The organism is Croceicoccus sp., from assembly GCF_983967925.1.
This window is the reverse complement of record NZ_CFETID010000013.1, coordinates 13,647-26,721: the sequence shown is the minus strand read 5'-3', so window position 1 is coordinate 26,721 and position 13,075 is coordinate 13,647. Positions and strand designations below refer to the sequence as shown.

General features: G+C 65.4%; 14 protein-coding genes. 8 read left to right on the top strand and 6 right to left on the bottom strand.

The genetic code is table 11. The features are described 5' to 3' along the window. The first annotated feature begins 65 nt into the window (after positions 1 to 65). The 5 genes from AC4FIJ_RS09070 (at position 66) to AC4FIJ_RS09050 (ending at position 4,353) form a co-directional block, all read left to right on the top strand. Complete coding sequence (locus AC4FIJ_RS09070) at positions 66 to 1,349, top strand: heavy-metal-associated domain-containing protein (RefSeq protein WP_490336395.1); 1,284 nt, start codon at positions 66 to 68, stop codon at positions 1,347 to 1,349. Between the two features lie 10 nt (positions 1,350 to 1,359). Continuing rightward, positions 1,360 to 2,001, top strand: a complete 642-nt coding sequence (locus tag AC4FIJ_RS09065) for a P-loop NTPase family protein (RefSeq protein WP_490336394.1) — start codon at positions 1,360 to 1,362, stop codon at positions 1,999 to 2,001. A 70-nt stretch (positions 2,002 to 2,071) separates the two neighbouring features. Then, positions 2,072 to 2,836 carry a serine O-acetyltransferase EpsC gene (gene epsC / locus AC4FIJ_RS09060; protein WP_490336393.1) on the top strand — a complete coding sequence of 255 codons (765 nt, stop codon included), beginning with the start codon at positions 2,072 to 2,074 and terminating at the stop codon, positions 2,834 to 2,836. A gap of 37 nt (positions 2,837 to 2,873) precedes the next feature. Continuing rightward, complete coding sequence (locus tag AC4FIJ_RS09055) at positions 2,874 to 3,212, top strand: DUF2794 domain-containing protein (RefSeq protein ID WP_490336392.1); 339 nt, start codon at positions 2,874 to 2,876, stop codon at positions 3,210 to 3,212. 172 nt (positions 3,213 to 3,384) lie between these two features. Next, a complete protein-coding gene (locus tag AC4FIJ_RS09050) occupies positions 3,385 to 4,353 on the top strand; it encodes an LOG family protein (protein ID WP_490336391.1) in 969 nt (322 codons plus the stop codon). On the opposite strand, the gene thiD is transcribed toward AC4FIJ_RS09050, so the two are convergent. Genes thiD through glmM form a run of 3 tightly spaced genes read right to left on the bottom strand, consistent with a single transcriptional unit; the run spans position 4,350 to position 6,644 of the window. Further along, positions 4,350 to 5,099, bottom strand: coding sequence for a bifunctional hydroxymethylpyrimidine kinase/phosphomethylpyrimidine kinase (thiD, locus tag AC4FIJ_RS09045; protein ID WP_490336390.1), 750 nt, complete (start codon positions 5,097 to 5,099; stop codon positions 4,350 to 4,352). The genes AC4FIJ_RS09050 and thiD overlap by 4 nt on opposite strands. 10 nt (positions 5,100 to 5,109) lie before the next feature. Further along, positions 5,110 to 5,313 (bottom strand): DUF1272 domain-containing protein, encoded by a 204-nt coding sequence (locus tag AC4FIJ_RS09040; RefSeq protein ID WP_490336389.1) that lies wholly within the window; start codon positions 5,311 to 5,313, stop codon positions 5,110 to 5,112. Continuing rightward, on the bottom strand, positions 5,313 to 6,644 hold the full coding sequence (gene glmM / locus AC4FIJ_RS09035; protein WP_490336388.1) for a phosphoglucosamine mutase: 1,332 nt from the start codon (positions 6,642 to 6,644) through the stop codon (positions 5,313 to 5,315). The genes AC4FIJ_RS09040 and glmM overlap by 1 nt, the downstream gene beginning before the upstream one ends. Before the next feature lie 196 nt (positions 6,645 to 6,840). On the opposite strand from glmM, the gene AC4FIJ_RS09030 reads away from it, so the two are divergent. Together AC4FIJ_RS09030 and AC4FIJ_RS09025 are read left to right on the top strand one after the other, a co-directional pair. Then, a complete protein-coding gene (locus tag AC4FIJ_RS09030; protein WP_490336387.1) occupies positions 6,841 to 8,073 on the top strand; it encodes a dicarboxylate/amino acid:cation symporter in 1,233 nt (410 codons plus the stop codon). Between the two features lie 108 nt (positions 8,074 to 8,181). Then, entirely contained in the window at positions 8,182 to 8,802 is a 621-nt protein-coding gene (locus tag AC4FIJ_RS09025; RefSeq protein ID WP_490336386.1) for a superoxide dismutase, read from the top strand. Between the two features lie 51 nt (positions 8,803 to 8,853). Here AC4FIJ_RS09025 and AC4FIJ_RS09020 read toward each other — a convergent pair whose 3' ends face one another. From AC4FIJ_RS09020 to AC4FIJ_RS09010, 3 genes are read right to left on the bottom strand one after another with little or no spacing between them, the layout of a single operon-like run. After that, on the bottom strand, positions 8,854 to 10,047 hold the full coding sequence (locus tag AC4FIJ_RS09020) for an AI-2E family transporter (RefSeq protein ID WP_490336385.1): 1,194 nt from the start codon (positions 10,045 to 10,047) through the stop codon (positions 8,854 to 8,856). A 22-nt stretch (positions 10,048 to 10,069) separates the two neighbouring features. Further along, entirely contained in the window at positions 10,070 to 10,663 is a 594-nt protein-coding gene (locus tag AC4FIJ_RS09015; protein WP_490336455.1) for a sigma-70 family RNA polymerase sigma factor, read from the bottom strand. Between the two features lie 56 nt (positions 10,664 to 10,719). Continuing rightward, the gene (locus tag AC4FIJ_RS09010; protein WP_490336384.1) at positions 10,720 to 10,920 is read right to left on the bottom strand and encodes a NepR family anti-sigma factor; all 201 of its coding nucleotides are present in this window, start codon (positions 10,918 to 10,920) and stop codon (positions 10,720 to 10,722) included. A 467-nt stretch (positions 10,921 to 11,387) separates the two neighbouring features. Between AC4FIJ_RS09010 and AC4FIJ_RS09005 the strand changes: the two genes are divergently transcribed. Then, a complete protein-coding gene (locus tag AC4FIJ_RS09005; RefSeq protein WP_490336383.1) occupies positions 11,388 to 13,067 on the top strand; it encodes a CHASE domain-containing protein in 1,680 nt (559 codons plus the stop codon). Positions 13,068 to 13,075 lie beyond the last annotated feature (8 nt).

Genomic DNA, 13,075 nt, shown 5'->3' with positions numbered 1-13,075 from the left:
GCGGGCATGACCTCCAACATGCTTCTTGTGCGCTGCCGCTAGGCCGCCCTAAGCCCTTTCCCGATATGTCGATTTCGCTTTCGAATCCTGTCCGCGCCGCCATGCCGCCGCGCGCCATTTTCACGGCGCTGGTGCTGGCCGCGCTGGCGCTGGCGGGCTGGCGCGTCGCCGCGCAGGTCGAAGGCGACCGCGGCATCGCCCCCATTGCGAGCAGCGGCGATTTCGAGGTCGACGGGATCAGCGTTAACGCCACCGGCAAGACGGCAGAGGAAGCGCGCACCAACGGTTGGCTGCAGGCGCAGCGCAAGGCGTGGGACGTGCTTTATGCGCGAACCCATGGCGGCGCCGAAGCGCCCGAAGTGCCCGATTCGCGCCTGTCGCAGATGGTCAGCGCCGTGGTGGTGGAGCGTGAGGAGATCGGTCCGCGCCGCTATGTCGCCAGGCTGGGCGTGATCTTCGACCGCGCGCGCGCAGGCGAATTGTTCGGGCAGAGCGACGCGATGGTTCGTTCCGCCCCGATGCTGGTGCTGCCGGTGACCTATTCGGGCGGGGTCGCGCAGCTTTACGAACATCGCACCCCGTGGCAGCGCGCATGGGCGCAGTTCCGCACCGGTTCCAGCCCCATCGATTACGTGCGCCCCTTCGGTGCGGGCGGCGAATCGCTGCTGCTCAATGCAGGACAGGCGAATCGCCGCAGCCGCAGCTGGTGGCGCAACATTCTCGACGAATTCGGCGCGGCCGACGTGCTGATCCCGATTGCGCGGCTGGAACGGCAGTGGCCGGGCGGGCCCGTCGTGGGCACCTTCACTGCGCGCCACGGGCCCGACAATCAATTCCTCGGCAGCTTTACCATGACGGCGGCGGACGATTCCGAATTGCCCGCCATGCTGGAACGCGCGGTGGACAGGATCGACGCGATCTATGCCGCCGCCATGGCCAGCGGCCGCCTGCGAGTCGACAACACGCTGAATGTCGAGGAAGCGACCATCGATCCCGAATTGCTGGAAGCCCTGACGCGCGAGGCCGCACCGGCCGAGCCCGCGGCCCCGGCACCCCAGCCGGGCACGGCCACGCCGACCACCAGTCCCACTGCGCCGCCGCCCGCAACCGCCGCGTCGCGCTTCACGGTGCAGGTGGCGACGCCCGATCCGGCGGCGCTGGATGCCGCGCTGACCGGGATAAACGGTACGCCCGGCGTATCCGGGACCACGGTGGGCAGCCTGGCGATCGGCGGCACCTCGGTTCTCTCGGTCGGCTATGCGGGCGATCTCGACGCCTTGGCCGAGGCTTTGCGCGCACGCGGCTGGCAAGTGACCCAAGGGGCCGACGCGCTGCGCATTTCGCGCTAGTATCGGCGCCATGTCCCCGCCGTCCAAACCATTCGCAGGCCAGATCCCGCTGCCGCTGACGAGGGCGGGCGGATCGACGCGCATCGTCGTCGGCCCCGCGAACGAGGGCGTGTTCGACGCCTGCCGCCACGCCGACGGCTGGCCGTTCCGCACCGCGCTGCTGTGGGGCCAGCCGCGCTCGGGCAAATCGCTGGTGGCGCGCTGGTTCACCGAAAGCGGGCTTGGCGATGCCATCGACGATGCGCAGGCATTGGACGAGGATGCGATCTTTCACCGCTGGAACCGGGCGCAGGAAGCGCGCCGGCCATTGCTGATCGTCGGTCCGCCGGTGCCCGATGGCTGGAAGGTGACGCTGCCCGATCTTGGGTCACGGCTGGGCGCGGCGCTGAACCTGCGGATCGACGCACCGGGCGACGCGATGATCGAGGGGCTGATCGAGGCGCATGCCGAAACGCGCGGTCTTGCATTGGCGGACGGCGCCACCACCTATCTTGTGCCGCGCGCGCCGCGCAGCTTTGCAGGGGTAGAGGCCCTTGTGGCCGAGATCGACCGCATCAGCCTTGAACGCAAGATCCCCGCGACACTGGCCGTCTGGCGCGAGGCGCTGGACGTACTGGGCGGCGGTACGGGCGAGCAGGGCGATCTGCTGTAGATCGGCCTGCCGCAAGGGGACATGACCGGCCCTTCTTGCGATAGGGCGCTGCAAATGCGAGTATACAGCGATGTTTGAACGGCTGATCGCCTATCTCGATTCCGTGGCGGATCGCGATCCGTCCCCCCGCTCGCGCTGGGAAGTGCTGCTGTATCCGGGCGTGCTGGCGCTGGGGATGCACCGCATCGCGCACTGGCTGTATGGCGGCGGCTTGTTCTTCCTGGCGCGCGTGGTCAACCACACCGCGCGTTTCCTGACCGCCATCGACATTCATCCGGGCGCGCAGATCGGCCGCAATTTCTTTATCGACCACGGTTTTTCGGTCATCGGCGAGACGGCGGAGATCGGTGACAATGTCACCATCTATCAATGCGTCACGCTGGGCGGCACCAATCCGACCAACGGCATTCCCGGCAAGCGCCACCCGACGCTGCTGGACGGGGTGATCGTGGGATCGGGCGCACAGATCATCGGCCCCGTCACCATTGGCGAGCGTGCGCGCATCGGCGCGGCGGCGGTGGTGATCGAGGATGTGCCCGCGGGCGCGACCATGATCGGGCAGAAGGCGCGCTCGACGCTGGTGCCGGCGGAAACCTATCAAAGGCAATTCATGCCCTATGGCACGCCGTGCAAGGACCCGTGCGAACCGGTCATGCCGCGCGTGGACGAGCTGGAGGAACAGATCGCCGCGCTCAAGGCCGAGATCGACCGCCTGCGTGCGGGCGAGGGGCAGGGGCCGCTAGTCCTGCCGCGCCGCAAGGAAGAGGCCGGGCACCTGGACGACACCGCCGGCAGCCCCGACGATACGCTGAGAGACGAGGTCGGAAACGGATGATGGCAGGCCATTCGCGCTCCGTATGGGGGAGCGTTCTGTGAGCAATGTCGTCCCCATTCCGCGCCGCGGCGCGCAGCAGATCGGTTTCGACCGGATCGAGCTCAATCGCATTCTCGACCTGTATGGCCGCATGGTCGCTGCGGGCCAGTGGCGCGACTATGCGATGGATTTCGGCAAGGATGCCGCCAGCTTCTCCGCCTTTCGCCGCGCCGCCGAACGCCCGCAGGTCCGGATCGAGAAATGCCCGGCGCTGCGCAACCGGCAGGGCATGTGGACCCTGTTCGGCGAGGCGGGGCAGGTGCTGAAGCGCGGACAGGAACTCGGCGGCGTGCTGTCCCTGCTGGAACGGCGCTTGATGAAGGTGGTCGAGGACTAGGACCGCAAACGGATCTGCGCATCACCGCCGATCCGGCCCGGCAATAACTTCCTCTGCCCGTCCCTTGCGGCCAGCACGGTTCGCCCCCCATATCGGTCTTGCAGGCAGGGGTCGGCGGCGTCACGGCATGATGGCGCATGGTTCCCCCTGCGCAAGGTTTGATGGAGATGGAATGACCGATCGCAAGGAACCGCCGGTGGAGCCGGGCAAACCCGGCCCCCACGGCAAGCCCGAAGACGCCGACCGCGCACTGACCCCGCGCAAATTCTATAAGGCAGAGGACGAGGCCGCGTTCAGCGAGGCATCGCCGCGCGACACGGTGCAGACCCGGCATCCCGCCTATCGGCTGGCATTCCAGGACACCGATTTCCTGCTGCGCGAGGATCTGCGGCCCGTGCGGTTCCAGCTGGAACTGCTGAAGGCCGAGACCATGCTGGAGGAAGCGGGCGTCGGTTCGACGCTCGTCATCTATGGCTCTGCCCGCATTCCCGCGCCAGACATGGTCGAAGACATGCTGGCCAAGGCCGACAGCGATCCGCGCGGGCGCAAGGTGATCGAGAATCTTGCCGCCAAGGCCAGGTACTATGACGAAGCGCGGCGCTTGGCCTATATGGCCAGTTCCTGCGCGGTGATCGAGGATGGGCAGCGCCAGTTCGTCGTCACATCCGGCGGCGGCCCGGCCATCATGGAGGCCGCCAATCGCGGCGCGGGCGAGGCGGGGGCGGAGAGCATCGGACTCAACATCGTGCTGCCGCACGAGCAGGCGCCCAATGAATATGTCACCCCGCGCCTGTCGTTCCAGTTCCATTATTTCGCATTGCGCAAGATGCATTTCCTGCTCCGCGCCCGTGCGGTGGCGGTGTTTCCCGGCGGTTTCGGCACGTTCGACGAATTCTTCGAGCTGATCACGCTGATCCAGACCGGCAAGATGAAGCCGATCCCGATCTTCCTGTTCGGCAAGGATTTCTGGAGCAAGGTCGTCAACTTCGACGCGCTGGCCGACGAGGGCGTGATCAGCCGCGAGGACCTCGAATTGTTCCGCATCGTCGAGACGGCGGAGGAAGCGTGGGAGCGGATTGTCGGCTTCTATAAGCTGTCCTGCCCGGTGAAAGTGCCGATCCCCGAGAAGATGGCGGTCTAGAGCCGCACCGCCTGTTGGCCCAGCGGGCCGCTGCCCTGCCCAAGGCCGGGCGCGGCCAGCATGGCGGCACGGGTGAAGGCGCGCGCCTGTTCGATCGCGGCGACAAGATCGAGGCCCGCGCCCAGACCCGTTGCGATCGCGCTGGCCAGCGTGCAGCCGGTGCCATGGGTATGGCGCGTGTCGATGCGCGGGCTTTGCCACGGCAGCGGATCGTGGCCGGGCCGGTAAAGCGTGTCGGTGACCGGATCGTCCGGCGCATCGCCGCCCTTGGCAAGGAAGGCGATGCCCTTGCCCGACAATGCCTCTGGCCCGCCCAGCGCGGCGAGTTCAGGCACGTTGGGGGTGGTCAGCGCGGCCAGCGCCATCAGTCTCTGAAAAGCCGCGACGGTCGCCTCGTCCGCCAGCACCGATCCGCTTGTCGCCACCATCACCGGATCGAATACCGCCGGCGCGTCCATATCCTGCAGCAGATCGGCAACCGCTTCGGCAATCGCGGGCGAGCCCAGCATGCCGATCTTGACCGCGTCCACGCCAATATCGTCGATGCAGCTGCGCGCCTGCGCCAGCACCATGTCGGGCGGCAGGACTTCCACCGCCTGAACGCCCAGCGTGTTCTGCGCGGTGATGGCGGTGATCGCGGTCATCGCATGGCCGCCCAGCATGGTGATCGTTTTGATGTCGGCCTGAATGCCCGCTCCGCCCGAACTGTCGGACCCGGCGATGACCAAAATACGCGGGGTTTTCATTCGGGAATGCTCATTTGCGGGCCAGATGCTCCTGCACGTGCTTGCTGCGCGTGGGGCGGTCGGTGAGCTCGCCGTCGCAATTGGGACAGCTGTCGTCCAGCGCCTCGGCACAGGCTGCGCAGAAGGTGCATTCCAGGCTGCAGATAAAGGCGCCATGCGCCTCGGCAGGCAGTGCCTCGCCGCAGCGTTCGCAGGATACGCGCATTTCCAGCATCAGTTCGCTCCTACCGCGTCGCAGATCGCGTCGACGACGCTGTTGACTTCGCCCTCGTCGTCGCCTTCGGCCATGACGCGGATGACTGGTTCGGTGCCCGATTTGCGGATCACCAGCCGCCCGCGGCCTGCCAGCTGCGCCTCGGCATCGGCGATCAGTTTCCGGACCGCATCGCTCTCCAGCGGATTACCTGCGAAGCGCACGTTCTTCAGCACCTGCGGCACCGGGTCGAACAGGTGCAGCATTTCGCTTGCCCGCTTGCCCGATCCGACCAGTGCGGCCAGCACCTGCAGCGCTGCGACCGTGCCGTCGCCGGTGGTCGCATGGTCGAGCAAGATCATGTGGCCCGACTGCTCGCCGCCCACGTTGAAGCCGCCGCTGCGCATTTTCTCAAGCACATAGCGGTCGCCGACAGCGGTGCGGATCAGCGAGAGGCCTTCGCCCTCGAGAAAGCGTTCGAGCCCCAGATTGCTCATCACCGTGGCCACCACGCCGCCGCCGCGCAGCCGCCCGTCGCGGTTCCAGTCGCGCCCGATCAGCGCCATGATCTGGTCGCCGTCGACCGTGCGGCCCTTTTCGTCGACCACGATCAGCCGGTCGGCATCGCCGTCGAGCGCGATGCCGATATCCGCGCCTTCGGCCACCACGCGTTCCTGCAAGGCCTTTGGGCTGGTCGAGCCCACGCCGTCATTGATGTTGAGGCCATCCGGCTCCACGCCCATGGACACGACTTCCGCGCCCAGTTCCCAGAGGGCAGGGGGCGTCACGTCATAGGCCGCGCCATTCGCGCAATCGACGACGATCTTCAGCCCGTCGAGCCGGATATCGGTCGCCAGCGAGTTCTTGACCGCATGGATATAGCGCCCGCGCGCATCGTCGATCCGCCGGGCGCGCCCGATGTCCTTGGATGGCACGAGCAATTGCTCCTGGTCCAGCATGATCTCGACCGCCATCTCGTCCTCGTCCGACAGCTTGAAGCCGTCGGGACCGAACAGCTTGATGCCGTTATCCTCGAACGGGTTGTGACTGGCCGAGATCATGACGCCCAGATCGGCGCGCATCGACCGTGCGAGCAGCGCCACCGCAGGCGTGGGCATCGGGCCCAGCAGCACCACGTCCATGCCCACGCTGGTAAAGCCCGCGACCATCGCGCTTTCCATCATGTAACCCGACAGGCGGGTGTCCTTGCCGATCACCACGCGGTGCTTGTGATCGCCGCGCAGGAAATAGGTGCCCGCGGCCTGACCCACCTTCATCGCCATGCTGGCGGTCATGTTGCCGGTGTTGGTGCGGCCGCGAATGCCGTCGGTGCCGAAATATTTACGTCCCAAGTCGAATGCCTTCAGATCGGATCAAGCGTCTTGCACGCGGGGCCGCGCGCCTGCATGGAAAACCTCCCATGAAATCGCTTCATGTCACCTGCGGGCAGCGCAGGAAAGGGGGACCATCATTCCGGACGACATCGCGCAGCACGAGTCAGGTGCGAAACCGCGCCATTCGGCCACGCTGGAGACGCCCGATATTCGCATGCCCACCTGGCTGACGCTGGGCGGGCTGCTGGGCGGCATCGTGCTGGGCGCCTATGCGCGGCGTGCGGGGGGAGAGGGCTGGATCGAGCAGGTGCTGAGCCCCATCGGCACATTATGGCTCAATGCGCTCCAGATCACGATCGTGCCGCTGGTCGCCTCGCTGGTGATCACCGGCATGATGCACATGGCCCGCGCGGCGCAGGCGGGCCGCATGGCTGCGCTGACATTGGGCACATTCGCCGCGATCCTGGTGGGGGGCGCGGTGATGGCCGCCTTCCTGACGCCCGCGATCCTGGCGGCCTTTCCCGTGCCCGAAGGGGTGGCGGAAGGCTTCGCCGCCGATCTCGCCAATGTCGAGGCGGGGCCGCTGCCCGCGTTCGGCGATTTCGTGACTTCGTTCATTCCCACCAACATCTTCGCCGCCGCGGCGGAAACCGCGATGATACCGGTGGTGATCTTCGCTGCCGCGCTTGCCGTCGCGGCGACGCGGCTGGGGCCGATCCAGCGCGATGCCATTGCCCTGTTTTTCGCCAGCATCGCCAATGCCATGCTGGTGATCATCGGCTGGGTGCTGAAGGTCGCGCCCATCGGCGTGTTTGCGCTGGGCGCGCGTCTGGGCGCGAACGTCGGGCTGAGCGCGGTGGCTACGCTGGGGCATTACATTCTGGTCGTGTCGGCCATCGGCGTGGCGGTGTTCGCGGCCGCCTATCTGATTGCCGCGGTCAAGGCGAAGGCGGGTTTGCCTGCCTTCGTGCGCGCGATCCTGCCCTCGCAGGCCGTCGCGCTGTCGACGCAGAGCTCGCTCGCCAGCCTGCCGCCTATGCTGGCGGCGGCGCGTCGGCTGGGCATAGCCGAGGATACGGCGGATTTCGTGCTGCCGATGGCGGTCACCGTGTTCCGCGCAACGGGCCCCGCGATGAATCTGGCGGTCGCGATCTATACCGCGCATTTGCTGGACATCGAACTGGGCGCCACGGCGATCTTTGCGGGGATCGTCGTCGCCTCGCTGACCACGCTGGGATCGGCGTCGCTGCCGGGTTCGATCAGCTTCGTATCCGCCATCGGTCCCATTTCAATCGCGATGGGCCTGCCGGTCGCACCGCTGGCGATCCTGGTCGCGGTCGAGGTGCTGCCCGACATCGTGCGGACCATCGCGAACGTCACGATGAATGTTGCGGTAACTGGCGCGATAGATCGCCATGCGCCCGCCGGAGCCCCCGATCACGCATGATGATTTCAAAAACTTGCCAGAAAACCCTTTCTCGCAACTCAATCGGCCCTTGTGGATTGGTATAACGAGCCCCAAGTCCCTCCCCGCGAGATCAACAGGAGAAAACACATGGCAATTGCCTTTCCCGACCTTCCCTATTCCCACGATGCGCTGAGCCCGGCGATTTCCGACGAGACGCTGAAGACGCACCACGGCAAGCATCACAAGGCCTATGTCGACAAGACCAATGCCGCGATCGAAGGCACCGACATGGCCGATGCCTCGCTGGAAGAGATCATCGCCAGCGCCGATTCCAAGGGGGACAAGGGCCTGTTCAACAATTCGGCGCAGAGCTGGAACCACGCGTTCTACTGGCATTCGATGGCACCCAGCGGCGGCAAGCCGTCGGGCGATCTGGCTTCGGCCATCGACAGCGCCTTCGGTTCGCTCGACGCTCTGGTCGAGAAGCTGCAGTCGGCAGGTGCCGGCCACTTCGCCAGCGGCTGGGTCTGGCTCGCCGCCGATTCCAGCGGCAAGCTGTCGATCGAGGAAACGCATGACGCGGGCACGCTCGCCATCGGCGACAAGAACCCGCTGCTCACGCTCGACGTGTGGGAGCATGCCTATTACCTCGACCACAAGAACGTGCGCCCGGATTATCTGAAGGCGGTCACGACCGGCCATATCAACTGGGACTTCGCGGCCGAGAACATGGCTCGCGGCAGTACCTGGACATATCCTTCGGCCTGACGCCGGGATCTGGAACCGAGGAAAAGGCCGGGTGGAAACGCCCGGCCTTTTTCAGTTGGTTTCGTCCTCGCTCGGCTGGATGAACAGCGACTCTCCGAACAGGAAGCCGACGATGTTCGGATGGCCAAGGTGCTGGAAGATCGCGATGAGCGTGATCAGGATCGGCACCGACAGCAGCGCGCCCAGCGCGCCCCAGATCCATGTGAAATAGCTGATCGCGATCAGGATCAGCACCGGATTGACGGTAAAGCGCTTGCCCAGAATGGCCGGGGTGACGACATTCGCCTCCACCGCATGCAGCCCGAGATAGGCGCCTGCGGGCACAAGGCCCAGCAGCAGGGTCTCTGCCGTGCCCATGCCGACAAGCAGCAGGATGCCTGTCATGATCAGCGGGCCGACATAGGGCAGGAAGTTGAGCATGGCGGCAAGCCCGCCCCACATCACCGGCGCATCGAGGCCAAGCGCCCATGCGCCCAGCGCGGCGACCACGCCGACGCCCAGATTGATGAGCCCGACCGTCAGAATATAGCTCGCCACCCGGTCCTGCACGTCGCGGATTGCCCGTGCCGCGCGCAGCGAAGAGGTGAATTCGGCGCGTTCGAGCAGCAGCCGGCGGCGCAGGCGCACGCGCGCCTCGATCATGAAGAACGCCATCAGCAGGGTCAGCAGCGTCTCCAGCACCAGCAGCGGGGTCGCCAGTGCGACGCGCTCGACCATCGACGGCGTCGCAAGCACGACTTCCCTGCCCGTGGTACGGCCCGCCAGATTGCCGATCCGCTGGTTCAGCTCGTTGATCCAGTCGAGCTGGCCGCGAAACTGGGTGAAGGTTTCATCGATCGAGGCGACGAGAACCGGGATCCTGTCGAACAATGCGATGGCGGGATTCAATATGGTCGCCAGTGCCAGCACGACGATGGCGATGAACAGGATCACCGCCATGAAAGAGGCGATGATATTGGGCACGCCCATGCGCGCCAGCCGGTCCGCCAGCGGAGAGAGAACGATCGTCAGTACAAGGGCGGTGACCAGCGGCAGGAACAGCACCGCGCCGATCGACAACACGAAGGGCAGGGCCAGAAACAGGCCCAGCCCAAGGATCAGCAACAGCGCGGAGGCCAGCCGGTTGAGATCGCGCGACACCCGGATGACGGTCCGGCTCGGCTCGTCATCAAAGCGGTCGATCACGATGGCTTCGGTGCCGTCGTCTGCCTGTCTTTCGGTTTTCGGTTCAACGGAATCGTCCATGGCGGCCCCCGGCCCGCGCGAATCAACTGTTTCCGTTTACCTGCGGTTCGGCCATCGCGTCGAGTTCGCCCATGATTGCGTTGTGCGCAACTGCATCGTCGGTCGAGCGCTGGGGGATGTCGCCGTCGTCCAGCATGGAATTGAGCGCTGCGCGCGCGCGTCCCACACGGCTCTTGATCGTGCCGACCGCACAGCCGCAGATCTCCGCCGCTTCCTCATAGCTGAAGCCGCCTGCGCCGACGAGAAGCAAGGCCTCGCGCCGTTCGGGCGGAAGAGTGAGGAGAGCGCGGTGCATGTCCGACAGATGCAACGGTCCTTCCTGTCCGGCCGGGGCCGTCAGGATGCGTTCTGCCACCGTCTCGTCGTAATCGGCGCGGAACCGGTTGCGGCGCATGTCGGTGAGGTAAGCGTTGCGCAGGATCACGAAGGTCCATGCGCGCATCGACGTGCCGGGCTGGAAACGCTCCTGCGCGGCCCATGCCTTCATCAGCGCTTCCTGCACCAAGTCGTCGGCAAGGTCGGGCCGTCCACAGAGGCCGCGAGCAAATGCACGAAGATGGGGGATAACGTCTGTCAATTCGCGTTTGAATTCGCGCTGACGCTCTGCCTCGCTCATCACGGGGCCTTCGCCGGCATCATTGCCGCCAGCAGCGGCATCGGACTTGTAAGCCATCAGGCGCCTTTACCCTTCGACCGGGCGTCACCCTTCTTGCTCGGATCGGCCGCGGATGCTTCGCCGCCTGCGTCGTCGAACTGAGATAGAAGATCGCTGAAAGTGTCCGGCAAGGGTTCTTCGACAACCGAATCGTATAGCTGCCGCAGTCCAGCCGCCCATTCCGGGCGTTTGCGACTGCGCGTCGGTTCATCTGGCATATGTTCCTGTTTCACCCTGCTCTGACCTGTCATTTCATTCAGTTATGGACGGCGCCCGTCCGGCGCCCTCCGCATTCGGTTCAAAAACTGCGCCCCGCACGAGATGGATCCACCTGATCGCGGTCCCATCGCAATCGCCCCGGGCCTCCCGTTTCCGCGATATGTTCCGGAGGCGAAAGACCGCCGCGGAGCGCCCTTATGCGATTGTGGCTAACCCGAGGAACGAAAGCGGACGAGGATGGTTCCCGCCGGAACATAAGTTTATGGCAACCGTTCACAATGCGAGAGACAACCGGGACCCAATCTGGGGCCGGTAAATCGGTTTCATCGAGAATTCCCGGGCGTTGGCGTAACCGGTGAGAAAGCTTGACCGGATAAAACCGGAATTAAGGGGCGGGCAAATCGCCAATGGAATGAAAATGGGGTTGGGCCGGCAAGGAACGCGATTGCCGCGAATGGACCGGAGAATGGGCAAGACCCTGCGCTGGTTCTCGCGCTTTCCGCGCGCTCTTCCCCTCGCGATTTTCCTGACGATATTCGCCATGACGCTGATGGGTGTGTGGGCGATCGAAAACGCCGAAAGCGACGCGCGCCGCGCCGATCTCGAACAGCTGGCGGTAGAGGCGAGCGCCGCGCTGGAACGGCGGGCAAATGCGAATGCCGCCTATCTGCGTTCGGGCGCCGCGCTGTTCGCCAGCCAGCAGAGTGTGCCCGCTCCGCTGTTCCAGACATTCATCGGCCAGTTGCGGCTCGATTCCGATTTCCGCGGGGCGGACGGCATCGGCTGGGCGGCACGCGTCGATGCGAATGACATCCACGACTTCGAGCAATCCATGATCGAATCGGGCGCGTCCGGCTTTGAGGTTCATCCGCTTCCGCGCCGCGACCAAGTCTATGCGGTGCCGGTCACCAATCTTCAGCCTGAGACCGACCGCAATCGGCGGGCCATCGGATATAACATGTTTTCCGAACCGGTACGCCGCAGCGCGATGATGGAGGCGGAGGAAACCGCGCGGCCGACCGCTTCGGGGCGTGTCGTCCTGATGCAGGAAGGCGGCAAGGATGCGGCGGGCTTCCTCGTCTACATGCCGGTATTCGACATGGGGCCAGACGGTCGGCGGGCTCTCAAGGGCTATATCTACAGCCCGTTCAATGCGCAGGACTTCGTCAATTCCGCGCTGGAAGGGCTTGAAAACCGGCAAGTCCGAATGAGCATCTATGACGAGGTCGTCGCACCCGACCGCCTGATGGCCGAAATGGTGTCGGGCGACGCCGGGGGCGAAAAGGTGAGCAAGACGGTGCATATCGCCAATCGCGATTGGGTGCTGGTGCTGCAATCCATACGGCCCGCAGCCCTCAGCCGTCTTTCGATGATCGCGCTGATCGCGGGACTGGTCTGCTCGACACTGGCGCTTGCCATCGCATGGCTTCTGACGCGGCAGGCGGTCGAGGCGCGGCAGGTCATCGAATTGCTGGAGGAGCAGGCGGCGATCCGCAATTCGCTGACCCGCGAGCTGAACCACCGCGTCAAGAACACGCTCGCCAATGTGCTTTCGATCGTGTCGCTGACCCGCCGCCGTGCCGATTCGATAGACAGCTTTGCCGAATCGCTTGATGGGCGCATTCGCGCGCTATCCGCGACGCACGATCTGCTAACGCAGTCGGAGTGGGGGACGACGCCGGTGCGGTCGGTGATCGAGGTCGAAATGGCGCCCTATGCACAGGGGCGCGATTCTGTCGTCGAGATGGACGGCCCCCATGTCGAACTGGCGCCCAACGATGCGCTGTCGATGGGGCTTGCCATTCACGAACTGGCGACCAATGCGGCGAAATATGGCGCACTCTCCGCCGCCGAGGGCAAGGTTGAGGTCAATTGGGACCTCGTCTCGGACAATCTGGTGCGGGTGCAGTGGCGCGAATCGGGCGGGCCGCCGGTTCCGCAGGACCGCAAGCGCGGCTTTGGCACCGACCTCATCGAAAAGATCGTGGCACACGAATTGCGCAATCCCGTCGAACTGATCTTCGAGCAGTCGGGCGTGCGCTGCACCATGCTGATCCCCGTCCGTTCGCCGGGCGAGTTCATGTTGCGCGCCAAGGCGATGAAGCAGCGGATCGACCGGGCGAAGAAGGACGTGGCGCCGGACTGACGCCTTCT

Bases quoted from the DNA above. Each gene is read 5' to 3' on its own strand.
- AC4FIJ_RS09030 (WP_490336387.1), top strand. From the start codon at position 6,841: ATGCCCACCTGGCTGACGCTGGGCGGGCTGCTGGGCGGCATCGTGCTG.
- AC4FIJ_RS09025 (WP_490336386.1), top strand. From the start codon at position 8,182: ATGGCAATTGCCTTTCCCGACCTTCCCTATTCCCACGATGCGCTGAGC.
- AC4FIJ_RS09040 (WP_490336389.1), bottom strand. From the start codon at position 5,313: ATGCTGGAAATGCGCGTATCCTGCGAACGCTGCGGCGAGGCACTGCCT.
- AC4FIJ_RS09015 (WP_490336455.1), bottom strand. From the start codon at position 10,663: ATGAGCGAGGCAGAGCGTCAGCGCGAATTCAAACGCGAATTGACAGAC.
- AC4FIJ_RS09070 (WP_490336395.1), top strand. From the start codon at position 66: ATGTCGATTTCGCTTTCGAATCCTGTCCGCGCCGCCATGCCGCCGCGC.
- AC4FIJ_RS09010 (WP_490336384.1), bottom strand. From the start codon at position 10,920: ATGCCAGATGAACCGACGCGCAGTCGCAAACGCCCGGAATGGGCGGCT.
- thiD (WP_490336390.1), bottom strand. From the start codon at position 5,099: ATGAAAACCCCGCGTATTTTGGTCATCGCCGGGTCCGACAGTTCGGGC.
- AC4FIJ_RS09065 (WP_490336394.1), top strand. From the start codon at position 1,360: ATGTCCCCGCCGTCCAAACCATTCGCAGGCCAGATCCCGCTGCCGCTG.
- AC4FIJ_RS09050 (WP_490336391.1), top strand. From the start codon at position 3,385: ATGACCGATCGCAAGGAACCGCCGGTGGAGCCGGGCAAACCCGGCCCC.
- AC4FIJ_RS09020 (WP_490336385.1), bottom strand. From the start codon at position 10,047: ATGGACGATTCCGTTGAACCGAAAACCGAAAGACAGGCAGACGACGGC.
- AC4FIJ_RS09005 (WP_490336383.1), top strand. From the start codon at position 11,388: ATGGGCAAGACCCTGCGCTGGTTCTCGCGCTTTCCGCGCGCTCTTCCC.
- epsC (WP_490336393.1), top strand. From the start codon at position 2,072: ATGTTTGAACGGCTGATCGCCTATCTCGATTCCGTGGCGGATCGCGAT.